The organism is Nocardiopsis sp. CA-288880, assembly GCF_050955985.1.
GTDB lineage: Bacteria > Actinomycetota > Actinomycetes > Streptosporangiales > Streptosporangiaceae > Nocardiopsis > Nocardiopsis tropica.
This window is the reverse complement of the sequence record NZ_CP192105.1, coordinates 3,425,068-3,446,952: the sequence shown is the minus strand read 5'-3', so window position 1 is coordinate 3,446,952 and position 21,885 is coordinate 3,425,068. Positions and strand designations below refer to the sequence as shown.

Sequence of the window (21,885 nt, the reverse complement as noted above, 5' to 3'; positions counted from 1 at the left end):
CCGCGGAGCGGGCCGGGACCGGGCGGGAGGGCGGCGCCGAGGCGCTCCCCCTCCCGGTCCGGGGACGCGGGTCGGCGCCCCGGAGCGGTCAGCCGGGGAGGACGCGTTCGACGAGTTCCTGCCAGCTGTCGGCGAGGGGGTCCTCGGCGTCCGGCTCCGGGGACCGGGCGATCTCCTCCCTCGACAGGTACAGCATGAGCGGGCCCTCCAGCGCGCTGGTGAGCTGGAGGGCGAGGCCGTCCAGGTGGCGGCGGGGGAGGTCCGTCCGGCCGAGCAGCATCCGGAAATGGGGCAGGGTCATGCTGACCTCGCCCATCGGGGCGGGCCGGTTGCGGTCCAGCGAGGCCCTGACGAGGGCGTGGTGGACGAACAGGTAGGCGATGCGGGCGCGCCCGTAGGCGATCAGGCGCTGCTTGGGCTCAGCGCCCGGCCCCAGCGGCGGCGGCCCCGAGAGGACCTGTTCCTGGAACCGCCCCTCGCTGTCGTCGAGGAGGGCGTGGAAGATGCCGGCGCGGCTGCCGAAGCGGCGGAAGACGGTGCCCTTGCCCACACCGGCGCGTTCGGCGAGGGCGTCCATGGTGACCTTCTCCGCGCCGTGCTCGGCGAGCATCGCCCGGGCCGCTTCCAGCAGGATCAGGCGGTTGCGCGCCGCGTCCGCGCGTTCGGGGCGCGGTTTTCCGAAGGGCACGAGAGGGGCGTTCACAGGAAGGAAACTACACCACGTCGACTAAGCGGGGTAAAGTCCGCTTATGCTGTAGCCAGGTTCGCGCCGAGCGGACCCCCTGCCCTTCTGGAGAAACGGACCCCCATGAACCTGTTCCGACTGGACGCCAGCATCCTCCCGAGCACCTCCGTGAGCTCCGAGATCGCCGACCGCGCCGAGGCCGAGTGGACCGCCGCCAACCCCGGGGGCACCGTGACCCGCCGCCACCTGGGCACCGACCCGCTGCCCTCCGACGCCTGGGCCCTGGCCACCGCGGCCGCCTTCGCGGCCGAGCCCGACCGCACCCCGGCCCAGCGCGAGGCGCTCGACCTGGCCGCGGCGCTGGGCGCCGAGCTGGAGGGCGCCGACGCCGTGATCCTGGCCGTGCCGCTCTACAACTTCGGCGTCTCCCAGCACTTCAAGGCCTGGTCGGACCTGGTGATCGCGGGCGTGGGCGCCACCACCCCGCTGCTCAAGGGCACCCCGGCCCTGCTGGTCACCACCCTCGGCGGCGGCTACGGACCGGGCACGCCCCGGGAGGGCTGGGACCACTCCACGCCCTACCTGGAGCGCGTCGTGGGCGACATCTGGCAGGCCGAGCTGACCCTGGTCAAGTGCGAGCTCACCCTCGCCGCCACGACGCCGGCGATGGAGGGGCTGAGGGAGATGGCCGCGCAGCAGCGCGCCGAGGCCCTGGACGCCGCCCGTGACGCCGGGCGCGCGCTCGCACGGGCCTGAAACCGGGGGCGTCGCGCGGCCGACGCGTCCGACCCGGGGCCGCCTCGCCAGGGAGGCCACGGGGAGCGGGGCAGGGGCCCGGGGGACCGCACCGCCCCGGCTCCCCCGACCGGGTGCGGGCGGGCCGCGGGCTCCCCGTGGGCGGACCCGCGGGACGCGGCCCCACGAGCGCTCCCCGGGGGTCGGCCGCCCGGCCCCGGCCACCGCACCCGGTCGACCCGCCCAGCGACGGCTAGGACTCCACGACGCTCCGGAGCGGCCGGGCCGCGGAGCGGGCCAGGACCTGGCGCTCGTAGTGGCGGGCGGCCCTGGCCCGGTTGCCGCAAGCGGTCCCGCACCACTGCTGGCGGCCGTGGGCCTGCACGAAGTAGCGCACGCAGCGCGGCGCGGTGCAGGCCCGCAGCCGCTCCCGGTCGGGACCGTGCAGGAGGGCGATGGCGGCGCGGGCCAGCGCCGCCACCACCCGTGTGTCGGAGGCTCCGCCGCCGGACCGGAGTTCGACCACCGGCACGTCGCCCTCGTCCCAGCGCAGCCGCGGCACGACGGGCTCCCTGGCGGCCGCGGAGTTGAGCCGCTCCAGGGCCTGCTCGGCGGGCAGGAGCCGGTGGGCATCGGCCGGACTGGGCGGCCCCGGGCGCACGGCCCGGGCGAGCAGCGCCCTGACGGCGCCGCGCAGCGCCAGGACCTGGTCCCGCAGGTCCTCGCCGGCCCCGGGGTCCAGGACCGGCGCTCCGGGCAGGAGGTCCGCCACCGACGCCAGCCACCGCGCGGTGTCCGGGACGGTGTCCAGGTCGTCCGCGACGCCCCCCGAGCCGTCGTGGCGGATCGTGCTGGCCAGTTCGAGCGCCAGATGGCGTTGCATGGGTTCCCCGTCCTCGTCCCGTTTGCCCGTCGCCTTGCCCACGAGCTAACGTTCTAACGCTTAAGGCTAACTTATCCGTTAGAAGTGCGGGGCGGGAACGTGCCCGCGAGAGGACGACCATGACGGTTCTGCTCGCCCACATCAGTGACCTGCACCTGGACGGGACCGACCGCGCCACCGAGCGCGCCACCCGGACGGTGGACTACCTGCGCGGACTCTCCCAGGCCCCCGACGCCCTCCTGGTCAGCGGCGACATCGCCGACCACGGCGCACGCGAGGAGTACGCGGAGGCGGCCGGCCTGCTGGACCTGCCCTTCCCGGTGCTCAGCTGCCCGGGCAACCACGACGACCGCGCGGCCTACCGCGAGGTGCTGCTGGGGGAGCCCGGATCGGGCGAACCCGTCAACCGGGTGCACCACGTGGCGGGCGCGGCCGTGCTGGCCTGCGACTCCACGGTCCCCGGCGAGGACGGCGGCCACCTCGACGCGGCCACCCTGGTCTGGATCAACGACACGCTGAACGAGCTGCCCGGCGACACCCCCGCACTGCTGGCCCTGCACCACCCGCCGGTGCGCGTCCACCACCCGCTGCCCGACTCCATGCGCCTGGACAACGCCGACGACCTCGCCGGGCTCCTGGCCGCCCACCCCCGGGTGGCCGGAATCCTGGTCGGGCACGCGCACACCGGCGGGGCGACGACCTTCGCCGGACGGCCCCTGCTGCTGGCGCCCGGGGTGACGTGGACCCTGCGCATGCCGTGGGAGGGCGAGCCCGCCTTCAACCGCGACCAGCCGCCCGGCGTGGCCTTCCACGTCCTGGAGGAGGACCACCGGCTGACCACCCACTTCCGCGCGGTGGTCTGAACGCACGGCCGCACGGCGGGCCCGGCGGGGGAGGGCCGGGGCGGCCCTCACGGGGACCGCCCCCTCTCCCCGGCGGAAGCGCGCGCGGCCGGGGACGCCCGCCGGAGCCCCGCTCCGGCGGAGGAGCGCCCCCGGCCGCGCGCGCCGTCCCCTACAGCCAGCCGTTCTTGCGGAGCTGGCGGTACGCCAGCGCCGAGGCCCCGACCATCACGCCCATGATGATGGGGTAGCCGAAGAGCCAGTGCAGCTCGGGCATGTGGTCGAAGTTCATCCCGTAGAACCCCGCGATCATGGTGGGGATCGCGATGACGGCCGCCCAGGAGGAGATCTTGCGGACGTCCTCGTTCTGCTGCTTGCCCAGGAGGGCCAGGTGCGCGGTGAGCGCACTGGTGAGCAGTTCGTTGTGGTCGTCCACCTGGTCGTCCACCCGCAGCAGGTGGTCCAGAACGTCGCGGAAGTACTCCTTGGTCTCCTCGAACCGGGGGATCCGCCCCTTGGAGACCTCCTCCAGGACCGGGATGAGCGGGCTCTCGGCGCTCCGGAACTCCAGGACCTCGCGTTTGAGGTGGTGGATGTCCTCGGTGACGTCGCCGCCGCGCGGCTGGAAGACCGCCCGCTCCAGTTCGATGATGTCGGACTCGATCTTGTGGACCACCGTGCCGTAGTGGTCGACGACCTCGTCGCACACGCCGTACAGCACGGCGGCGGGTCCCGCGGACAGCAGCTCGGGGTCGGCCTCCAGGCGTGCGCGGACCCTGCCCAGGGGGTTCCCCGTGCCGTGCCTGACGCTGACCACGAAGTCGGCGCCGACGAACAGCATGGCCTCGCCGACCTCCACGTCGGAGGTGTCCTCGTGGTAGGCCAGCGTCTTGACCACGACGAAGACGGTGTCGTCGTAGCGCTCCAGTTTGGGACGCTGGTGGGCGGTGAGGGCGTCCTCGACCGCCAGGGGGTGGAGGGAGAGCTCCTCCTCGATGAGGGCGAACTCCTCCGGGGTGGGCTCGTGGAGCCCGATCCACACGAAGCAGTCGTCCTGGTCACGGCGGGCCTCGTCGAAGGCGTCGCTGATGTCGCCGTCGATGTCCTGCCGCCGACCGGCGTGGTAGATCGCCTTGTCTATGATCACGGAGCCCAATTATGGGTGCATTGTCGCGCTCCCAGAACCGGTTCCGGGCCGCGGAACCCGCGCCCCCGCACGGGATTCCGGGGCGGGCCGGATCGGGGGGCCGGCTCGTGGCGCCGGCCCCCGACCCGCGGGTCCCGACCCCTCAGAGGAGCATGGCGAGCTGGCGGGCCTGGGCGACGAGGGCGCCCTCGCTGTCCCAGATCTCCATGTCCTCCTCGTGCAGGCCCCCGGAGACGTGCTTGGTGAACACCCGGCAGGCGAGCCAGCCGGGGGCGGGGCGGGCGCGCACGTGCACGCTCAGCTCGACGGTGATGGTGCTGAACTCGCCGATCTCCAGCACCGCCGGGACGGCGAAGTCCACCATGGCCGGCAGGGAGTGGACGTCGGCGGGGCGCCCGTCGGCGAAGCGCATCCAGAACTCGACGTGCGGGCGCCCGTCCTTCTTCCCGTCCAGCCATCCGGGGCGCGCGGGGTAGCGGTACTCGACGCTGTGGGCGATGGTCAGGCCCTCGGGCGCGTCGAACTCCGCGGGCACCGGGCACTCCTCCGGCGCGGGGAGCGGCGGCGGCCCCTCCAGGTGCAGGACGCGTCCCTCCGCGGTCAGGTCGCCGTAGGTGGCCGTGGCGCGCAGGACCTCCTTGCCGCCCTGCTCCAGGACGACCTGGCCGGTGGCGGTGCGGCGGCCCTCGCGGATGGTCTCGGTGCGGATCTCGGCCCTGCCCGGGGCGGCGGGGCGCAGGAAGAACGCGGAGACCACGAGGGGGTCGGGCTGGCTCATCCCCTGGGCCAGCGCGTTGAGCGCCGTGCCCAGGACGTAGCCGCCGTTGGGGTGGGAGGTGAAGGTGGTCCACCCGTCGGTGAGGGTGGCGGTGAACTCGCCGTCGCTCCGCTTCTCGACGCGGGTGTCCCGGTCGAACTGGAAGCCCTCGGTGGTGTCGTCAAGGCTCATCCCCCAAGGTTACCGGCGGGTAGCCGCGCTGCGTGTGCCCGGGCCGCCCTCCCGGGCCCCTTCTCCCGGGCCTCTCCTCCCAGGGAAAGGGCTTGACCCTCACGCCGCGTCAACCCCTAACGTCGTGGACACGTCACCACCAGCGACGGAACAGGAAACACCATGGGCCACACCGTCGGCGAGGCCGCCCGGATCAGCGGGCAGACCGTCCGCACCCTGCACCACTACGACACCATCGGGCTCCTCGTCCCCGCCGAACGCACCGCGTCCGGCTACCGCAGCTACAGCGAGCGGGACCTGGAGCGGCTCCGGCAGATCCTCACCTACCGGGAACTGGGCTTCGGTCTGGAGCGGATCGCCGAGCTCCTCGACGACCCCGCCGCCGACACCCGCGACCACCTGGTCCGGCAGCACGCGCTGGTGACCGAGCGCATCGACCGCCTGCGCACCATGGCGCGGGGGCTGGAACGCCTGATGGAGGCCGACACCATGCAACTCGATCTCACCCCCGGCGAACGCCTCGAACTCTTCGGGGACTTCGACGTCGACGCCCGCGCCGAGGAGGCCCGCGAACGCTGGGGCGCCTGCAACCCCGAGGCGTTCGACCGGTCTCTGCGCGACGTCGGCCGCTACACCAGGGACGACTGGCTGCGGAGCCAGGCCGAGGCCGCCGAGGTCTACCGGGCCCTGGCCCGCGCCATGGACGAGGGGGTGCCCGCCGACAGCGAGGCCGCCGCCGACCTGGCCGAGCGGCACCGCGCCCACATCACCCGCTGGTTCTACGACTGCACCGTGGAGACCCATCGAGGGCTGGGGCAGCTGTACGCGGACGACGAGCGGTTCACCGCCACCGTCGACGCCCACGGCCAGGGGCTGAGCGTCTACCTGCGCGACGCCTTCGCCGCCAACGCCGCCCGCCGCGGCGCGGACGGGAGCTGAACACGCCGGGGAACCGTCCGGAAGCCGCACAGTCCGGTGCGGCCCCGGGCCCGGTCGTCCGAAGGCGGTCCGCCGAGTGCCCCCGGTCGGCCGGTCGGATTCCGCCTCTGCAGGCCCGTCCCGGTCTTCCCACCTCCCGTACGCGGCTGGTGACGCGTTCGTCGACGACACACGAACGCGGCCACCGCAGCCATGGCGACCACCACCGCCGCCGCGCCGCCCGGCGCGGCCAGCACCACCAGCGACGACAGGCACGCCAGCGTGACCAGCGGGCCGACGCCCAGCAGTTCGGTCCACGAGAGCGCCCGCGCCAGCCGCCACGGCCGGAGCGGATATCCGCGCAACCACTCGTGGGAGATGACCGACGGCTCATGGCGGGGCTGGGCCAGCGGCCCGAACAGCCACATACCGCCCCACACCGTGAGCGCCACGGCGATCCAGCCCTCGTGGATCACGCCATGGGTGGCCGAGGACGCGCCCGCGATCACCAGGGCGGCCAGAATCAGTCCGGTGACCAGGCTGAAAACGCGCTCGTCGTGCGGGCCGTCGCGGAACAGGCGCAGCTTGAGCGCGAACAAGGCGCGCGTCATGACAGCCATTCCAGCGGGCGCACCGGATCTGCGCCCACCAGCTCGACGAACCGCTCGTTCAGTGTCGAGTCCCCGGCCACTCGCTCCACCGGCCCCTCGACCAGCACCCGGCCACCGACCACCACCGCGACCCGCCGGCAATTGCGCTCGACGAAGTCCATGATGTGGCTCGACAGGACCACCGTGCCGCCGGCGTCGACGTACTGCTTGAGCACATGCTCGATGGAGCGGGCAGAGACCGGGTCGATCGCCTCGAACGGCTCGTCCAGTACGAGTACCCGGGGCCGGTGCAGCAGTGCCAGAGCAAGACCGATCTTCTTGCGCATACCTGTGGAGTACTCCACGATCAGCGTGCGTGGAACCGCGTCGAGTCCGAGGATCTCCAGCAGGTCGCCCGCCCGTGCCCGCCAGCCGTCGTCCAGGCCGCGCAGCCCCGCGCTGTAGCGCAGGATCTCGGCGGCGGTCAGTCGCTCGGCAAGGACAACCCGTCCATCATGACGCCGAGCTGCGCGAGCGCGGCCTCCCTCGCGGTGCGCAGATCATGACCGGCGACCCTGATTGTGCCCGCGGTCGGACGGCGCAGCCCGCACACAGCCGTCAGGATGGTGGTCCTACCGGCGCCGTTTGGCCCCACGATGCCGTAGAACATCCCCGGCGGGATGCTCAGGCTGAGCCGGTCGACGGCGAGCGCGGTGCTGAAGCGCTGAGTCAGGTCCGCCACTTCGATGGCGGGGACGCAGGGGTTCTGCAACAGACTTCCTCACCCGGCCGTGTGCGTGAGGATCGCGTCGGCCAGTTCCTGGTGGGTCTCCAGTGGCAGCGTGTGCCCCATGCCCGCCACTGTCATCAGTCGGGCCCCCGGGATCTGCTCGGCGATGAACGCGCCGTGACCCGGTTTGACCGGCTCGTGGCTGCCCTCGACGACCAGCGTGGGCGCCTGCACCCGGTGCAGCGCGTCCACCGGCTCGAAGTCGGGGTCGGCCCCCGCGGCCAGCCGGTGGTTGGCCGCCGCCGACAGGTCGCGCGCCCGGTCGTAGACGCGTTCCTGAAGCCGGCGCGCCGCGTCCTCGTCGAACGGCAGTCCGGTGCCGTGCAGCACACGCTGCTCGGCGATCATGCCGTCGATCAGGGTGCGGCGGTCCTGGGCGGGCGGGGAGGCCATCAGCGTGCGGAAGAATTCCACGAACTCCGGCTCCGGCGCCGGCAGGCTGCCCTCGGACTGCGGCTGACCGGTCAGCGCCCGCACGAGCACCTGGCTCTCGCCGCCGCCGAGCGGCGAGGAGGCGATGACGGTCAGCGACCGCACCCGCTCCGGCGCCTCCACGGCGATGAGCTGACTGAGCAGCCCGCCCGCTGAATGGCCCACCAGGTGGGCGCTCTCCAGGCCGTGGGCCGCCAGCACGCGGTAGACGTCGTTCTTGATGTCCTCCCAGGTGTACGGCGCGGTCGCGAAGTCGACGGTGCCCGACATGCCGGTGTCACGGTGGTCGTACCGGATCACCCGGCGGCCTCCGGCGGCCAGGCGGCCGACGAACTCGTCCGGCCACAGGATGCCCTGCGACATCGAACCCATGATCAACAGGATCGGCGCGTCCGTCTCGGCGCCGAACCCCTCACTCCAGATGGTCACGTTCTGCATGCCTCACAGCATGTCGTCCCCGGCCACGGGGGCCTTCCGTAGAACTACCAGCCGCGCCAGATCCGTACGGGAGCCGATGCCCAGCTTCGGATAGATCTTGTACAGGTGGTACTCGACCGTACGAGGACTCAGGAAGAGCCGGGCGGCGATCTGCTTGCTCGACAACCCGTCGGCGACCAGGCCCGCGATGCGCAGTTCCTGCGGGGTCAGCGCGTCGAGCACGCCGGGGGACGGGGCGCCGCCGTACTCGCCCGCCGCCCGCAGCTCCTCCTGTGCGCGCCGCGCCCATGGCCGGGCGCCGGCCTGCTCGAACACCTCCCACGCCGTCCGCAGGTGCGCTCGCGCCCGGCCCGGCTGCTGCGCGCGGCGCAGGCGCTCGCCCAGCAGCAGCGCCGTCCTGGCCGCCTCGAACGGGTTGGTGTGCAGCCGCAGCGCCTCCCCGAAAGCCTCCTCGTCCGCTTCGGCCAACCCCCGGCAGCGGGCCAGCAGCGCGCGCGACTCCGGCGTCACGGCGTGCTCGGTCGACCGCTCGTAGGCCGAGAGCGCGGCTCGGGCACCGGTCTCGTCGCCCGCGCCCACCGCGGCCTCGATCAGGTCAGGCATGGTCCGCCAGGCCACGGTCGGATGTCCCGTGCCCGGCCCCGCCACCGCGAGGACCCGGAAGCGGTCGCGCGCCGACGCGTAGCGGCCCAGGCACAACTCGAGCATCGCCTGCGCGTAGGAGGCCACCCCCGCGCTCAGCCCCACCCGGTGCGGCAGGGCGATGGCCAGCGCCTCACGGGCCTGCCGTTCGCAGGATTCCTCCTCGCCGCGCAGAGCCGCCAGCACCGCCAGATTGGCCAGGTGCGCGGCCACCGTGTTCTCGTACCCTGCCTCCCGCGCCAGCGCCAGGCCCTCCTCGGAGACGGCCCGGCTGTGCGCGAGCCGCCCCGCGAGGCGGTCGGCGGTCGCCACGAACCCCAGCACGACGGGAAGTTGTCCGGCCATCCCCGACACCCTGGCCACTCGCCCGGCCCGCTCGGCCATCCCGGTCGCCAGGTCCGACTCTCCCAGAGCGCTGGCCGCGGCCGTCGCCCAGAGGCAGCCCACCGCGTCGTCCAGCTCGTCGGCCCGAGCCAGTGCCCGCCGCAGCAGTCCCGGTCCGGCGGCGTCGCCGTCCAGGGTCAGCCCGATACCGGCCACCGTGTCCCGCAGGAACCCCTCGGGGTGCGCCGTCGCCCGTCGGCCGAGCTCGACGACGGCGGCCGTGTCGCCGACGTGGGAGGCCGCTTCCACGGCGTCGGCCAGCATGTCCAGGCTGTCGCCCGCCGCCAGGATCCGCACGGCCTCGGCGGCGTTGCCCGAGTTCAGCTCGAACCGACCGCGGAGCCGGGTGATCTCCATCGCGAGCGCGCTGTCGCCGCCGGCCCCTTCGCGTGCCTCTGCCAGCAGCGACTCGGCCTGTCCCGGCCGACCGGCGAGCCAGGCCGAAACGGCGGCGTCCTTGAGCCGGACGGCGCGGGCGCGTGGTTCGGGGGTCAGCTCGGCGGCCCTGGTCAGGGCGGAGGCGGCGGCGCCGTACCCGCCACGGTCGCGAGCCCGCCCGGCGACCTCCGCCAGCGCGACGGCAACCGGCTCGGCCTGGCCCAGAGCGGCTCCGGCCAGGTGCCAGGCCCTGCGGTCGCCCGCGGTCAGCTCCGCCAGGGCGGCGTGCACGCGGCGGACCTCGGCCGGGGCGGCCGCCTCGTGGACCGCGGATCGCATGAGCGGGTGACGGAAGCGCACGCCGGCGCCCGACACCCCGGCCAGCCCGCACTCCTCCAGCTCGGCGAAGGCCGTCGCCGCGGTCCCCGACTCCCTGTCCGCCAGCTGTTCGGCGGCGCGCAGGACCACCTCGAGGTCGGTCTCGAGGGCGGCGATCAGGGCGACCAGCCGGGCGGGGGAGGACAACCCGGCCACCCGGTCGCCGTAGAGCCGGGCGCCGCCGGGCAGCGGGTCGGGCAGCGGTTCGCGGTCGGCGAGCTGCGCGGGCGTCAGCCGGGCGGCGATCTCGACCAGGGCCAGGGGGTTCGCGCCGGTCAGCTTGATCAGTTCCCGTCGCACCGGGGCGGCCGGCAGCCCGTGCCGGGACTCCAGCAACTCGGCCGCAGCGTCCTCGGGCAGGCCGCCCACGTCCACCGTCGACGGCACGCCCTTGACGGGGGCGTCACCGCGGACGGCGAACAACATCGCGATCCGTTCGGTGCCCAGCCGCCTGGCGGCGAACAGCAGCGCGTCGGCCGACGCACGGTCGATCCATTGGAAGTCGTCGACCACGCAGACCAGGCCCTCCGGGCCCGCCGCTTCCACCAGCAACGACAGCACGCCGGCGCCCAGGAGGAAGCGGTCGCCCGTGCCGCCGGAGGCGTGCCCCAAGGCCGCTCGCACGGCGTCGCGTTGCGGCCCGGGCAGCGCGTCGAGCAATCCGGTCACCGGCCACAGCAGCTGGTGCAGCGCCGCGAACGCCAGATCGGACTCGGACTCGACGCCGCCGGTCCGCAGCACCCCCATCCCTTCGATCCGCTCGGCCGCTGCGTCGAGCAGGGCGGTCTTGCCGACGCCGGCCTCGCCCCGGAGCACCAGCGCCCCGCCGCAGCCGTGGCCGGCCCTGGCGATCACTTCGTCGAGCGCGCCGATTTCCACAGATCTTCCGTAAAGCACGAAGACCCACTGTAAAGGAGGGCCGTCGGAACGCGGCAGCGAGAGGTAGTGGGGCCAGCAGGCGTCTAGGCGTTCGTGGAGAAGACCGGAGGCAGGGCCGAGGTGAAGTGGCCGGTCCGTCCTGACGACCGCCCCGGCCTGGGGGAGCCAGGGCGGCGGCCACCGTTCGCGCGGTCGCCCCGGCTACCGAGGGGCGGGCGTCCGAGCACGGTGGCCGCGCAGGTCACGGGCCAGCGGTGAGGGGTGCAGGCGCCGGGTGCGTCGGAGCCGGGCCAGGTCGGCCCGGCACTGGTGGGAGAGCTGGAGGTGGAAGTAGTTGACGTGCTCCAGCACAGCGAACCCCCACAGGGCTGCCCCCGGCCACACGTGCGCGCCGGACGCGCCGGTGGCCAGGGCTCCGGCGATGACGGCACCGCCCAGGGCGAACAGCGCGAGGTTGAGGCGGCCCAGCGTCCGGAAGACGCCGATCCCGGCAGGGCGGGGCGCGCGGACCCTGAGCTGGTGCACCTTGAGCCACCAGTAGGCTCCGCCCTCCAACAGCAGCAGCGCGACCAGGCCGAGCCCGGCCAGGTTGGCGGGGCTCGCGGGCATGCCCAGGACGCCGAGGGTCACCGCCGCGATCAGGACGATGTTGACGTGTTCCAGGAGGGCCGTGTGGCGCAGTCGTCGAATGAGCACGTCCCCATTGTCCGCCGGGCCGGACCCGCGGACCGCGGGGGAGGGCCGGCCGCCGGATCCCGTGCCCGCCGGCCGGGGACCGCCGGTTCACCGGCGGTCCCCGGCACTTCCCGGCGACGACGCCGGCCCGGAGGGCTTCCCGCGCCGCTCCGACCGGAGGGGCCCTGGTTAGACTCCGCCCCATGAAGGTCCGCCTCGGTCGCCCCGACCTCTCCCGCCGCACCGGCCTCTTCGACCTCCCGGAAGCCGGAGCGGGCCCCGGCCCCTCGGTCACCTTCCTGGGGGTCTCCACGCTCCTCGTGCGAGACGGGGACTCGGCCGTCATGACCGACGGGTTCTTCTCCCGTCCGTCGCTGACCTCCGTGGGCCTGCGGCGCATCGCCCCCGACCCCGCACGGATCGATGCCGCCCTGGCGCGGGCCGGGGTGACCTCGCTCGAGGCCCTGGTCCCCGTGCACACCCACTTCGACCACGCCATGGACTCGGCGGCGGTCGCCCTGCGGACCGGGGCCCGACTGGTCGGCGGCGCGTCCACCGCCAACATCGGGCGCGGCGGCGGCCTGCCCGAGGACAGGATCGTCCGCGCCGTGCCGGGCGAACCCCTGGTGTACGGCCCGTTCACCCTGACCCCGGTCGAGTCCCGCCACTGCCCGCCCGACCGCTTCCCCGGGGAGATCGACGCGCCCGTCACACCGCCGGTCCGGGTCTCCGCGTACCGCTGCGGCGAGGCCTGGTCCCTCCTGCTGCGGCACACCGGCGGCGCGTCCGCGCTGATCCAGGGGAGCGCGGGGTTCGTGCCGGGCGCCCTGGCCGGGTACTCCGCCGATGTGGCCTACCTCGGCGTGGGGCAGCTCGGCAGCCGGGACGACGACTACATCCGGACCTATTGGCGGGAGACGGTCGGGGCGGTGGGGGCGCGCCGGGCCGTCCTCATCCACTGGGACGACTTCTTCCGACCGCTCGACAAACCCCTGCGCGCGCTGCCCCGGCCCGCGGACGACCTGGACACCACCATGCGCGTCCTCGGCGGACTCGCCGCCGAACAGGGGGTCTCCCTGCACTTCCCCACCCTGTGGCGGCGCGAGGACCCCTGGGCGGGCCTTGCCTGACACCGCTGGCCCCGGGGACCGACGGCCGCGCCGCACCCGGGCCGGGTGAGCGCCGCCCCACACGGGTACACCCACGGCGTCGCCGTCGGCGGCCACCACCCTCGTTCACCGGGAGAGCACTCGTGCGCTGGACCGTCCACTCGGAGAAGCCCCTCTACACCGACCCGTGGCTCGACGTCCGCGTCGCCGACGTCGAGCTGCCCGGCGGGAAGCGGTTCGGCCACCGGCTGATCCGCACCCCGGGCGGGGCCGGGGCGGTGGTGCGGGACGGGAACGGCAACGTGCTGCTCCTGTGGCGGCACCGGTTCATCACCGACACCTGGACCTACGAGATCCCCATGGGAGGCCTGCACGAGGGGGAGAGCCCCGAGTCGGCCGCGGCCCGCGAGGTCGAGGAGGAGACGGGGTGGCGGCCCGGCCCGCTGCGGCCGCTGGTGTACGCCCAGCCCTCCCACGGGCTGATGGACAGCGAGCACCACGTGTTCGTCGCCGACGGGGCCGAACACGTGGGGGAGCCCACCGACACCTGGGAGGCGGAGCGCGTCGAGTGGGTCGCCCTGGACCGGGTCCCCGCACTCGTCCGGGAGCGCAAGCTGGTCGGCGGCACGTCCATGAACGCGCTCCTGTACCTGTACGCCTGCTCCCTCGACGGCCACGAGGTCTGACGGGGTTCGGGTCTGAGGGGGCCGGCCGGAGCCACGGACCTACTCGGGGAAGTCGAACTCTCCGGCGCGGACGCCCCGGGTGAAGGCCTCCCACTCCTGGCGGGTGTAGAGGATCGTCGCACCGTCGGGGAAGTGGCTGTGGCGGACCGCGACCCGGCCCGTCCCGTCGTTCAGCGGACCGACCTCGACACAGCTTCCGCCACCGCTTTCACTGAAGCTACTGATGCGCCAAGCAGCCCTCTCCAATTCTGATGGAGTGGAGGCCTGCGGATTCTCGTCGCTCACCTGAGTTCCTTGCTGAGGGTCGTGATGAACTCGGCCGATTCCTCGTAGGAGAGGATCCGGATGTCCACACGATCACGTGTGGCAGCCGCAGCCAGTGCTTGCAGCTGAGCACTCATGATTCGCGAGGAACCCACCTGTCTGCGCAGCACGGACTCGTCCAACACCACACGGACGACGGGCGGCTGTTCCCGATCGAGTAGTGCCACGACCTCCGTCCGACGAATCGGATGGATGCCCGTCTCGAAACGGCTCACAGTACCCCTTCGGAGGAGTCGTCACCTGGCGCTGACCGGTCACCCGAGGGCCGCCCACACCTCCGCCAAGGCCCGGGCGGCCCTGCCGTGCAAGGAGGGGTCGTTCTCGGTCCCCAGGCGTTCGACCGCACGGCTCAGCAGGGCGCCGAGCCCTCGGGCGCGGCGTAGTTGTTCTGCACCCCGATGGCGTCCCGCCGGGACACCGGCTCGCGCATGTCGACGCGCGAGCCGGACTTCTTGGGGGATTTTTTCTTCTTCCTGCCCACGTGGTCAGCTCTTCCGGCGGCGGTTTCCGTCGTTGTGCTGGGTCCCGATCACGTCGCCGCCGGCCTTCGCGCCGCGCATGTCCACGTGGTCGCCCTGGTAGGTGTGGCGGTGGACGCCTCCCTCGATGCTCCCGGCCTGGATGAGGATGCCCTGGTCACGGACGTCGCCGTGGTGGATGTTGGTGACGCCGCCCCGGCTCTCCGGCTCGGGCGCGATCTCGTCCAGGAGGGCGCGCAGCTCCGCGACGGCCTCGGGGTCGTTCTTCAGGCGCTGGCGCAGCCGCACCTTCCACATCCCCCGCACGCTCTCGGTCAGCTCCTCGTCCTCCTCCAGGACCTCCTCGCGCGAGGTCTCCAGCTCGGCGAGGGTCGCCTCGTCGGCCTCGCCGCGGCCGAACACCCGGGCGAAACCGCCCTTCACCAGCTCCCAGCCGGTCCGGGTCATCTCCTGCACGAGGACCTTGGACCCCTCGTCGGCCAACATCGCCGGGTCGAACTCCACTGTGCGCCGCCTTTCACGTGACAGGGGCGGGAAACCCCTGCGGATAGGAGACACCAGCATCCCGCACGGTTCCCCGTGCGAGGGCGCAAATCCCCTCGCGCCCCGGAGGGGTCCGGGTTAGCGTGCCCGTATGGGGAGCACGCGCCGGCGGTGGCGCAGCCGGGAACTGGCCGAGGCCATGGAGCTGATCGGCGCGGAGGTCGACAGGGCCTGGTCGCGGGTGTGCGCGGTCTGGGGCGCCGAGCCGGGCAGTCCGGAGGAACAGGACCTGGCCCGGCTGGTGGCCGAGGGCCCCGACCAGTTCGACTGGCGCGTGGTCGACGCCGCGCTCGACCGTCTGACCTGCGAGGACTGCGGCGAGAGCCTGGGGGCGGGCGAGCGCGGCTGCGCCCCCTGCGATCTGGCCGACGGGTTCCGCTACGCGGCCCGCGAGGTCGACCGCCCCGGGGTCCCGCCGGGCAACGAGCACGCCGTCCGGGTGGCCTGGTCGGTGGCGAGCCGCCCCCACCGGGTGCAGCCGCGGGCGGTGTGCGGCATGGAGCTGGGGCTGCCGTTCGTCCACGCGGGGGGCCTTCCCACCAGGGAGCAGGCGCACGGCTACCGGCACATGATCAACCAGCTCACCGGGGCCGAGGTCGAACGTGTGGCCTCCCTGGAGGAGCTGGAGGCGCTCACGGCGCGCTACCGCGACTGAGCCGACAAGACCCCGGCCCCCGGAACCCGGCCGCGCCGCGACCGCTCCTCACCCCTCGTGGACCAGCGCCTCCTCCACGAGCAGCCGCTCGCTGACCCTCCGATAGCCCAGGGAGCGGTTGACCGCGAGCATCGGGGCGTTCTCCCGGTTGATGGTCACCGCCATGGCCTCCACGTGCGGGAACAGGTCGTGGACGCGCAGTGCCTGGGTGGCCTTGACCCGGCTGGCCAGGCCCCGGCGCCGGTGCCCGGGCAGGACGGCCGTGTCGTGCTGGTCGGCCACCGGGCCCCGCGTCACCGTGCTCACCGTGGCGGCGACCACCTCGTCGGTGGTGCGGTCCAGCGCCGCCCCCACCACCAGGCGCGAACCGTCGTCGGTCATCCGGCGCTCCCACTCGCGCACCTGGTCCGCGCCCCAGCTGCGCGCACCCGTCTGGAGGATCGCCCCGGGGGCGTCGAGCACGTGGTCCAGCACCCGGCCGAAGGACGCCGCCAGGGCGTCGGGGGCCTGGTCCAGCCAGTGGGTGAGCCGGTACCCGGGTCTGGGCCTGGAGGCGACGCCCCAGCAGCGCCGCAGGGTCTCCTCGTCCAGGTACTGCCTCTGGAGCTCCAGGCGCAGCAGGGTGCGCAGGTAGGGGCTGCTGTGGGCGAAGGGCTCACCCGGGGGCCCGGCCAGCACCGTGCTCTGGAGTCCCACCACGCCCAGGGAGCGCGCCTCGGCGGCGGCCGCCTCCCGCAGGGCCCGTCCCAGCCCCCGGCGGCGCGCCGCCCGGTCGACGAAGAGGCGCAGGAAGCCGAGCCTCACGTCGTGCGGCTGGCGGCGCAGCTCCGCCACCCCCTGGACCGGATCGCCCGGCGCTGCCCGGGCCGACCAGCGCCACGCCTCCCCGGCCGGTGTCCGGAGCAGCTGCCGGACCAGGGCCTCCGGTTCGGGAGCGCTGCCGGACACCTCGCTCTGCCCGTCGGCGTAGACCGAGGCCCACGCGGCCAGGTCGTCGTGCGGGGCCGTGGAGGGGTCGAGGACTTCCACCAGGGATCTCACAGTGCCACCGTGCCACACGAGTGGCCGGGTGTCCCACCACGGCCCGCCCGGCGCGGGTCGGCCGCCGGGTGCGCGCCCCGGCCTCAGCGCATGAGGGGCAGCTGCCGGGTGAGCTTGTTGACCGCGGCGCGGGGGCCGTGGAGCGCCACGCCCACGTATTCCAGGTCACTCGCCGGGGTGGCGGCGAGCGCGTCCATGTACGCGCCGTAGTCGCGGGACCGGCGGGCCACCTCGTTGAACCCCACCACGGTCAGGTCCTGCTCGTCCGCCCCGGCCTTGATCTCGCGCAGCCGCTCGCCGGAGGCGACCAGCGTCGGCACCGGGTGGGGGTTGAGCCCGGCGTGCACCCCGCCGTCCGCGTCCTTGGTGTCGGCGGCCACGGAGTTCTCCAGGCGTCCGCCCAGCGCCAGCCCGAGCACCACGCCGGCGTTGGCGGCGATCGCGGGAGGCAGGTCCTCGCGCAGGATGATGACGAGCTTGGTGTCCATGGTCATGATTTCCCCGTTCATATGACGTTCCAGCGGTCCAGAAACTAGCCATAAGCACGCGGGTTGGGGGCTGGTTCCGAACACTATTCGTCACGGCTTCTAGGCTGGAGGGCATGGACGAACTAGATTCGGCGATCGTGCGCGAACTCCAGCAGGATGCGCGGCAGACCAACCGCTCCCTCGCCCAGAAACTCGGCGTGGCCCCCTCCACCTGCCTGGAACGGGTCCGGCTGCTGCACCGGCGCGGGGTCGTCCGCGGCTACCACGCCGACATCGACCCGGCCGCGCTCAACAGGCCGGTGGAGGCGTTCGTGTCGGTGCAGCTGCGCCCGCCCAGCCGCCAGGTCATCGAGGGGTTCAAGGCGGCGATGTTCGCCCTGCCCGAGGTACTGGCGGTCTACGTGGTGGCCGGCGAACAGGACTTCCTCGTGCACGTGTCGGTGCCCTCGCTGGACACCCTGCACAGCTTCCTCATCGACCGGCTCACCCAGCGTCGGGAGGTGACGAGCTTCCGCAGCCAGATCATCTACGACAGCGCCCGCAAGCACGTCGTCGCACCGCTCGACTGACGCCCTCCGCCGGGAGACTCCCCGCCCGCCCCGGCCCGGGGCGGGCGGCCCCGTGTCCGCCTCGCGGCGATCGACCACTGGACGGGGACCGGGGCGGGTACCCCCCTTTTCGTCTCCGAGTGGGCCGAGAACGCCGACCACGCTACCTTTGTGACGCCTGGGAATCACGGGGCGTGTGCGGACAACACGGCCCCGGCCGCCACCGGACACGAGGAACGCATGAGCACGAAGAACAACATCGGCATCGGCCTGGCCCTGGGGCTCTCCCTCGGCGCCGCCTTCGGTCTGGTCATGGACAACCTGGCCCTGGGCATCGGCATCGGCCTGGCCGTCGGCGTCGCCCTCGGCTCGTTCACCGGCGGCGGCGACGAGCCCGAGGACGACGGCGCCGAGAACGAGGACCGGGACGAGGGCGAGGAGACCGACGGCGACACGGACGCCGGGGGCGACGACAAGAAGGACTGACCGGCCCGACGTGTCCCCCGCCACACCTCCGCACCGAGGCCACGACCCCCACCTGCGAGGACGTCGGCCTCACCGCCCGCGCGGCGCCCGGGTGAGCCGACTGTTTCCCGCGTGTTACGGCCCGACACGTCCAGGCAACGCGGGCTTCCTACCTTCGGTTTCATCGGTATCCGTCGAACCCGCCATCTGCCGTCGAAAAGGAAGGCCCGGTCGTGACGTCTGGCCAGCGCGCCCAGCGCACCGGTAAGAGCTGGATCTCCCGCTGGGACCCCGAGGACGAGGGGTTCTGGAACAGCGAGGGCCGTCCCGTGGCCCGCCGCAACCTGTGGGCCTCCATCGCCTCCGAGCACATCGGGTTCTCCGTGTGGAGCATCTGGTCGGTGCTCGTGCTGTTCATGCTCCCCGAACACGGCTTCTCCACCACACCCGAGCAGAAGTTCCTGCTCCTGTCGGCGGTCACCCTGGTCGGCGCGATCCTGCGCGTGCCCTACACCCTGGCCGTGCCGATCTTCGGCGGCCGCAACTGGACCATCGTCTCCACGGCGCTGCTCCTGATCCCCACGGGCGCGGCGTTCTTCCTCGTCCAGAACCCCGACACCCCCTTCTGGCTGATGCTGGCCCTGGCCGCCACCGCCGGCCTGGGCGGCGGCAACTTCTCCTCCTCCATGGCCAACATCAACTCCTACTTCCCCGAGCGGGAGAAGGGGTGGGCGCTGGGCCTGAACGCCGGCGGCGGCAACATCGGGGTCGCCACCGTCCAGCTCGTGGGCCTGGCCGTCATCGCCCTGTTCACCACCTCCGCCGGGCAGCTGGTCCCCCTCTTCTACGCCCCGCTGATCCTCCTCGCCGCCTGGTGGGCGTGGCGGTCCATGAACAACCTGGTCAACGTGCGCAGCGACATCCCCGCGCAGCTCTCGGCCACGCGCGACCGCCACTTCTGGATCATGTCGCTGCTCTACATCGGCACCTTCGGGTCGTTCATCGGCACGGGGTTCGCCTTCGGGCTCCTGCTCCAGGCCCAGTTCGGCCTGGCCCCCGTCCAGTCCGCCGGGATCGCCGTCCTGGGGCCCGTCATCGGCTCCCTCATCCGCCCGGTCGGTGGGCGCATGGCCGACTCCCTGGGCGGCGCCCGCGTCACCCTGTGGGTCTTCGCCGCCATGACCGCCTGCGCCGCCGTGCTGGTCCTGGCTGTTCAGGCCTCCCAGCTGGGCCTGTTCATCGGCGCGTTCGCGGTCATGTTCGTCCTGACCGGCCTGGGCAACGGCTCCACCTACAAGATGATCCCGTCCATCTACGCCGCCAAGGCGGAGGACGCCATCGCCGCGGGCGAGCCCCGCGAGGAGGCCCTGGCCCGGACCAAGCGCGTCTCCTCCTCCATGCTCGGACTGATCGGCGCCGTGGGCGCGCTGGGCGGGGTCGCCATCAACGTGACCTTCCGCGAGTCGTTCGCCGCCACCGGGTCGACCGCGCCCGCCTTCCTGGCCTTCGGCGCCTTCTACCTGCTGTGCGCGCTGGTCACCTGGGCCGTCTACCTGCGCAAGCCCGCCCGCGCCCCCGAGGGCGCCCGGACCGCCGAAACCGCCGCACCGGCGGCCGACGCGGCGGAGACCACCACGCGATGACCACCACCCACTGCCCCTACTGCGCGCTGCAGTGCGCCATGCGCCTGGAGCCCGGGCCGGACGGGCGCCTGGCCGCCCGCCCGGCCCCCTTCCCCACCAACCGTGGCGGACTGTGCCGCAAGGGGTGGACCTCCGCCGAGGTCCTCACCGTCCCCGACCGCCTCACCCGCCCCCTGATGCGCAAGGACCGCGACTCGGACCTGGTGGAGACGGACTGGGACACCGCCCTGGACCACGTGGCCGAGCGCCTGCTGGCCCTGGCCGCCGAGTCCGGCCCCGACACCGTCTCGGTGTTCGGCAGCGGCGGGCTCACCAACGAGAAGTCCTACACCCTGGGCAAGTTCGCGCGCCTGGCCCTGGGCACCTCCCAGATCGACTACAACGGCCGGTTCTGCATGTCCTCGGCCGCGGCCGGGGGTATGCGGGCCTTCGGCCTGGACCGGGGTATGCCCTTCCCCCTCTCCGACGTCGGCGGGGCCGAGGCGGTCCTGCTGGCCGGGGCCAACCCCGCCGAGACCATGCCGCCGATGATGGGCCACCTGTCCGCGCCCGCCCTCCTGGTCGTCGACCCGCGCCGCTCGGCCACCGCCCAGGTCGCCCTCGACAACGGCGGCCTGCACCTGGCGCCCCGCCCCGGCACCGACCTGGCCCTGGCCCTGGGCCTGCTCCACGCCGTACGCGTCGGGGGATGGGTGGACGAGGAGTTCGTCGCCTCCCGCACCACCGGCTTCGAGGCCGCCTGGGAGCACGCCGCCGCCTGGTGGCCCGAGCACACCGAACAGGTCACCGGTGTGCCCGCCGCGCACATCAGGGCCGCCGCCGACCTGCTCGGCGCCGCCGCGCGCAACCGCTCCGCCTACGTCCTGACCGGACGCGGCACCGAGCAGCACGCCAAGGGCACCGACACCGTCTCGGCGTGGATCAACCTCTCCCTCGCCCTGGGCCTGCCCGGCCGCACCGGCTCCGGCTACGGGTGCATCACCGGGCAGGGCAACGGCCAGGGCGGGCGCGAGCACGGCCAGAAGGCCGACCAGCTCCCCGGCTACCGCCGGATCGACGACCCCGCCGCCCGCGCCCACGTCGCCGGCGTGTGGGGCGTGGACCCCGACACCCTGCCCGGGCCGGGCCGCTCCGCCTTCGAGCTCCTGGACGCCCTGGGCGCCGACGGGGGGCCGCGCGCCATGCTGCTGTTCGGCTCCAACCCGGCGGTCTCCGCCCCCGACAGCGGACGCGTGCGCTCCCGCCTGGCCGCACTGGACCTCCTGGTCACCGCCGACTTCGTCCTGTCGGAGACCGCCGCGATGTCCGACGTCGTCCTTCCCGTCGCCCAGTGGGCGGAGGAGTCGGGGACCATGACCAACCTGGAGGGGCGCGTCCTGCGCCGCAACCGGGCCGCCGAGCCTCCCCCCGGGGTGCGCACCGACCTCCAGGTGCTCTCCGACCTGGCCGTGCGGCTGGGCCAGCCCCCCGAGCGCTTCGCCACCGACCCCGACACCGTCCTGGCCGAGCTGGGCCGCGCCTCCGCGGGGGGCGCCGCCGACTACTCCGGGGTCACCCCCGCACGGCTCGACTCCGGCGAGGCCCTGTACTGGCCGGTGCGCGCGGACGCCGCGCCCACGCCCCGCCTGTTCCTGGACTCCTTCGCCCACCCCGACGGCCGCGCCCGGTTCCTCGCGGTGTCCCACCGGCCCCCGGCCGAGGCCACCGACGCCGACTACCCGCTGGTCGCCACGACGGGGCGGCTCATGGGCCACTACCAGTCCGGCGCCCAGACCCGCCGCGTCCCCGAGCTGGGGCGGGCCGAACCGGAGGCGTACGTGGAGGTGCACCCGGACACGGCCGCCCGCGCCGGACTGGCCGCGGGGGACTGGGCCCGCGTCACCTCCCGGCGCGGCCGCACCCGCGCCCGGGTGCGCCTGTCGCCCACCGCGCGCCTGGACACCGTGTTCCTGCCCTTCCACTACGCCGGGGACCAGTCCGCGAACAACCTCACCAACCCGGCCCTGGACCCCACCAGCCGCATGCCCGAGTTCAAGGTCAGCGCCGTGCGCCTGGAACCCGAGCCCTGATCCCGTCCGCCGCGGGCGCCGCCGCCCGCCCCGCACCGCACCCGTCCACCCGGCCGACGCAGCCCGGGAACGCACACCCCACACCAGGAG

Annotated in this window: 26 protein-coding genes; 10 read left to right on the top strand and 16 right to left on the bottom strand. The window is 73.7% G+C overall.

Annotated elements, in window-relative coordinates; translation table 11 throughout:
- Positions 1 to 88: 88 nt before the first annotated feature.
- Positions 89 to 703, bottom strand: coding sequence for a TetR/AcrR family transcriptional regulator (locus ACQPYD_RS14765; RefSeq protein ID WP_433701553.1), 615 nt, complete (start codon positions 701 to 703; stop codon positions 89 to 91).
- A 105-nt stretch (positions 704 to 808) separates the two neighbouring features.
- On the opposite strand from ACQPYD_RS14765, the gene ACQPYD_RS14760 reads away from it, so the two are divergent.
- On the top strand, positions 809 to 1,441 hold the full coding sequence (locus ACQPYD_RS14760; protein ID WP_433701552.1) for an FMN-dependent NADH-azoreductase: 633 nt from the start codon (positions 809 to 811) through the stop codon (positions 1,439 to 1,441).
- Between the two features lie 232 nt (positions 1,442 to 1,673).
- Here ACQPYD_RS14760 and ACQPYD_RS14755 read toward each other — a convergent pair whose 3' ends face one another.
- A complete protein-coding gene (locus ACQPYD_RS14755) occupies positions 1,674 to 2,303 on the bottom strand; it encodes a CGNR zinc finger domain-containing protein (protein WP_433701551.1) in 630 nt (209 codons plus the stop codon).
- A gap of 119 nt (positions 2,304 to 2,422) precedes the next feature.
- Between ACQPYD_RS14755 and ACQPYD_RS14750 the strand changes: the two genes are divergently transcribed.
- Positions 2,423 to 3,166, top strand: coding sequence for a metallophosphoesterase (locus ACQPYD_RS14750; RefSeq protein ID WP_433701550.1), 744 nt, complete (start codon positions 2,423 to 2,425; stop codon positions 3,164 to 3,166).
- A gap of 151 nt (positions 3,167 to 3,317) precedes the next feature.
- On the opposite strand, the gene corA is transcribed toward ACQPYD_RS14750, so the two are convergent.
- Entirely contained in the window at positions 3,318 to 4,292 is a 975-nt protein-coding gene (gene corA, locus ACQPYD_RS14745; RefSeq protein WP_267950005.1) for a magnesium/cobalt transporter CorA, read from the bottom strand.
- 142 nt (positions 4,293 to 4,434) lie between these two features.
- Positions 4,435 to 5,241 carry a thioesterase family protein gene (locus tag ACQPYD_RS14740; RefSeq protein WP_433701548.1) on the bottom strand — a complete coding sequence of 269 codons (807 nt, stop codon included), beginning with the start codon at positions 5,239 to 5,241 and terminating at the stop codon, positions 4,435 to 4,437.
- Positions 5,242 to 5,403: 162 nt separating this feature from the next.
- Here ACQPYD_RS14740 and ACQPYD_RS14735 point away from each other — a divergent pair, with 162 nt between their 5' ends.
- On the top strand, positions 5,404 to 6,180 hold the full coding sequence (locus ACQPYD_RS14735; protein ID WP_433701547.1) for a MerR family transcriptional regulator: 777 nt from the start codon (positions 5,404 to 5,406) through the stop codon (positions 6,178 to 6,180).
- On the opposite strand, the gene ACQPYD_RS14730 is transcribed toward ACQPYD_RS14735, so the two are convergent.
- From ACQPYD_RS14730 to ACQPYD_RS14705, 6 genes are all read right to left on the bottom strand, one after another.
- Positions 6,123 to 6,770 (bottom strand): hypothetical protein, encoded by a 648-nt coding sequence (locus ACQPYD_RS14730; RefSeq protein ID WP_433701546.1) that lies wholly within the window; start codon positions 6,768 to 6,770, stop codon positions 6,123 to 6,125. The two genes, ACQPYD_RS14735 and ACQPYD_RS14730, sit on opposite strands and share 58 nt — an antisense overlap.
- Complete coding sequence (locus ACQPYD_RS14725; RefSeq protein ID WP_433702056.1) at positions 6,767 to 7,150, bottom strand: AAA family ATPase; 384 nt, start codon at positions 7,148 to 7,150, stop codon at positions 6,767 to 6,769. Before ACQPYD_RS14725 ends, ACQPYD_RS14730 begins: the two co-directional genes overlap by 4 nt.
- A gap of 83 nt (positions 7,151 to 7,233) precedes the next feature.
- Complete coding sequence (locus ACQPYD_RS14720; RefSeq protein WP_433701545.1) at positions 7,234 to 7,521, bottom strand: ATP-binding cassette domain-containing protein; 288 nt, start codon at positions 7,519 to 7,521, stop codon at positions 7,234 to 7,236.
- Positions 7,522 to 7,530: 9 nt separating this feature from the next.
- Positions 7,531 to 8,409, bottom strand: a complete 879-nt coding sequence (locus tag ACQPYD_RS14715) for an alpha/beta fold hydrolase (RefSeq protein ID WP_433701544.1) — start codon at positions 8,407 to 8,409, stop codon at positions 7,531 to 7,533.
- A gap of 3 nt (positions 8,410 to 8,412) precedes the next feature.
- Positions 8,413 to 11,088, bottom strand: a complete 2,676-nt coding sequence (locus ACQPYD_RS14710; RefSeq protein ID WP_433701543.1) for a helix-turn-helix transcriptional regulator — start codon at positions 11,086 to 11,088, stop codon at positions 8,413 to 8,415.
- Between the two features lie 183 nt (positions 11,089 to 11,271).
- Positions 11,272 to 11,766 (bottom strand): hypothetical protein, encoded by a 495-nt coding sequence (locus ACQPYD_RS14705; protein WP_433701542.1) that lies wholly within the window; start codon positions 11,764 to 11,766, stop codon positions 11,272 to 11,274.
- A gap of 182 nt (positions 11,767 to 11,948) precedes the next feature.
- Here ACQPYD_RS14705 and ACQPYD_RS14700 point away from each other — a divergent pair, with 182 nt between their 5' ends.
- Together ACQPYD_RS14700 and ACQPYD_RS14695 are read left to right on the top strand one after the other, a co-directional pair.
- Entirely contained in the window at positions 11,949 to 12,875 is a 927-nt protein-coding gene (locus ACQPYD_RS14700) for an MBL fold metallo-hydrolase (protein ID WP_433701541.1), read from the top strand.
- Positions 12,876 to 12,997: 122 nt separating this feature from the next.
- Positions 12,998 to 13,540, top strand: coding sequence for an NUDIX hydrolase (locus ACQPYD_RS14695; protein WP_433701540.1), 543 nt, complete (start codon positions 12,998 to 13,000; stop codon positions 13,538 to 13,540).
- Positions 13,541 to 13,579: 39 nt separating this feature from the next.
- Here ACQPYD_RS14695 and ACQPYD_RS14690 read toward each other — a convergent pair whose 3' ends face one another.
- From ACQPYD_RS14690 to ACQPYD_RS14675, 4 genes are all read right to left on the bottom strand, one after another.
- Positions 13,580 to 13,825, bottom strand: a complete 246-nt coding sequence (locus ACQPYD_RS14690) for a DUF397 domain-containing protein (RefSeq protein ID WP_352982588.1) — start codon at positions 13,823 to 13,825, stop codon at positions 13,580 to 13,582.
- Positions 13,822 to 14,079, bottom strand: coding sequence for a Scr1 family TA system antitoxin-like transcriptional regulator (locus ACQPYD_RS14685; protein WP_433701539.1), 258 nt, complete (start codon positions 14,077 to 14,079; stop codon positions 13,822 to 13,824). The genes ACQPYD_RS14690 and ACQPYD_RS14685 overlap by 4 nt, the downstream gene beginning before the upstream one ends.
- Positions 14,080 to 14,213: 134 nt before the next feature.
- Positions 14,214 to 14,345 (bottom strand): hypothetical protein, encoded by a 132-nt coding sequence (locus ACQPYD_RS14680; RefSeq protein ID WP_433701538.1) that lies wholly within the window; start codon positions 14,343 to 14,345, stop codon positions 14,214 to 14,216.
- Between the two features lie 4 nt (positions 14,346 to 14,349).
- Positions 14,350 to 14,847: a hypothetical protein gene (locus tag ACQPYD_RS14675; RefSeq protein WP_433701537.1), complete on the bottom strand. Its 498-nt coding sequence runs from the start codon at positions 14,845 to 14,847 to the stop codon at positions 14,350 to 14,352.
- A gap of 130 nt (positions 14,848 to 14,977) precedes the next feature.
- Between ACQPYD_RS14675 and ACQPYD_RS14670 the strand changes: the two genes are divergently transcribed.
- Positions 14,978 to 15,541: a hypothetical protein gene (locus ACQPYD_RS14670; RefSeq protein ID WP_433701536.1), complete on the top strand. Its 564-nt coding sequence runs from the start codon at positions 14,978 to 14,980 to the stop codon at positions 15,539 to 15,541.
- 48 nt (positions 15,542 to 15,589) lie between these two features.
- On the opposite strand, the gene ACQPYD_RS14665 is transcribed toward ACQPYD_RS14670, so the two are convergent.
- Together ACQPYD_RS14665 and ACQPYD_RS14660 are read right to left on the bottom strand one after the other, a co-directional pair.
- On the bottom strand, positions 15,590 to 16,582 hold the full coding sequence (locus ACQPYD_RS14665) for a GNAT family N-acetyltransferase (protein ID WP_433701535.1): 993 nt from the start codon (positions 16,580 to 16,582) through the stop codon (positions 15,590 to 15,592).
- A gap of 83 nt (positions 16,583 to 16,665) precedes the next feature.
- A complete protein-coding gene (locus ACQPYD_RS14660; RefSeq protein WP_433702055.1) occupies positions 16,666 to 17,076 on the bottom strand; it encodes a DUF2000 domain-containing protein in 411 nt (136 codons plus the stop codon).
- Positions 17,077 to 17,183: 107 nt separating this feature from the next.
- On the opposite strand from ACQPYD_RS14660, the gene ACQPYD_RS14655 reads away from it, so the two are divergent.
- From ACQPYD_RS14655 to ACQPYD_RS14640, 4 genes are all read left to right on the top strand, one after another.
- Positions 17,184 to 17,639, top strand: coding sequence for an Lrp/AsnC family transcriptional regulator (locus tag ACQPYD_RS14655; RefSeq protein WP_267949987.1), 456 nt, complete (start codon positions 17,184 to 17,186; stop codon positions 17,637 to 17,639).
- 219 nt (positions 17,640 to 17,858) lie between these two features.
- A complete protein-coding gene (locus ACQPYD_RS14650; RefSeq protein WP_433701534.1) occupies positions 17,859 to 18,104 on the top strand; it encodes a hypothetical protein in 246 nt (81 codons plus the stop codon).
- 212 nt (positions 18,105 to 18,316) lie between these two features.
- Positions 18,317 to 19,726, top strand: a complete 1,410-nt coding sequence (locus ACQPYD_RS14645; RefSeq protein ID WP_433701533.1) for an MFS transporter — start codon at positions 18,317 to 18,319, stop codon at positions 19,724 to 19,726.
- On the top strand, positions 19,723 to 21,795 hold the full coding sequence (locus tag ACQPYD_RS14640; protein ID WP_433701532.1) for a molybdopterin oxidoreductase family protein: 2,073 nt from the start codon (positions 19,723 to 19,725) through the stop codon (positions 21,793 to 21,795). Before ACQPYD_RS14645 ends, ACQPYD_RS14640 begins: the two co-directional genes overlap by 4 nt.
- Positions 21,796 to 21,885: the final 90 nt, after the last annotated feature.

What these genes read in the sequence shown, in the direction of transcription:
- ACQPYD_RS14740 (WP_433701548.1), bottom strand. Translation starts at nt 5,241, where the DNA reads ATGAGCCTTGACGACACCACCGAGGGCTTCCAGTTCGACCGGGACACC.
- ACQPYD_RS14760 (WP_433701552.1), top strand. Translation starts at nt 809, where the DNA reads ATGAACCTGTTCCGACTGGACGCCAGCATCCTCCCGAGCACCTCCGTG.
- ACQPYD_RS14755 (WP_433701551.1), bottom strand. Translation starts at nt 2,303, where the DNA reads ATGCAACGCCATCTGGCGCTCGAACTGGCCAGCACGATCCGCCACGAC.
- ACQPYD_RS14700 (WP_433701541.1), top strand. Translation starts at nt 11,949, where the DNA reads ATGAAGGTCCGCCTCGGTCGCCCCGACCTCTCCCGCCGCACCGGCCTC.
- ACQPYD_RS14660 (WP_433702055.1), bottom strand. Translation starts at nt 17,076, where the DNA reads ATGACCATGGACACCAAGCTCGTCATCATCCTGCGCGAGGACCTGCCT.
- ACQPYD_RS14715 (WP_433701544.1), bottom strand. Translation starts at nt 8,409, where the DNA reads ATGCAGAACGTGACCATCTGGAGTGAGGGGTTCGGCGCCGAGACGGAC.
- ACQPYD_RS14670 (WP_433701536.1), top strand. Translation starts at nt 14,978, where the DNA reads ATGGGGAGCACGCGCCGGCGGTGGCGCAGCCGGGAACTGGCCGAGGCC.
- ACQPYD_RS14735 (WP_433701547.1), top strand. Translation starts at nt 5,404, where the DNA reads ATGGGCCACACCGTCGGCGAGGCCGCCCGGATCAGCGGGCAGACCGTC.
- ACQPYD_RS14640 (WP_433701532.1), top strand. Translation starts at nt 19,723, where the DNA reads ATGACCACCACCCACTGCCCCTACTGCGCGCTGCAGTGCGCCATGCGC.
- ACQPYD_RS14750 (WP_433701550.1), top strand. Translation starts at nt 2,423, where the DNA reads ATGACGGTTCTGCTCGCCCACATCAGTGACCTGCACCTGGACGGGACC.
- ACQPYD_RS14650 (WP_433701534.1), top strand. Translation starts at nt 17,859, where the DNA reads ATGAGCACGAAGAACAACATCGGCATCGGCCTGGCCCTGGGGCTCTCC.
- ACQPYD_RS14730 (WP_433701546.1), bottom strand. Translation starts at nt 6,770, where the DNA reads ATGACGCGCGCCTTGTTCGCGCTCAAGCTGCGCCTGTTCCGCGACGGC.
- ACQPYD_RS14655 (WP_267949987.1), top strand. Translation starts at nt 17,184, where the DNA reads ATGGACGAACTAGATTCGGCGATCGTGCGCGAACTCCAGCAGGATGCG.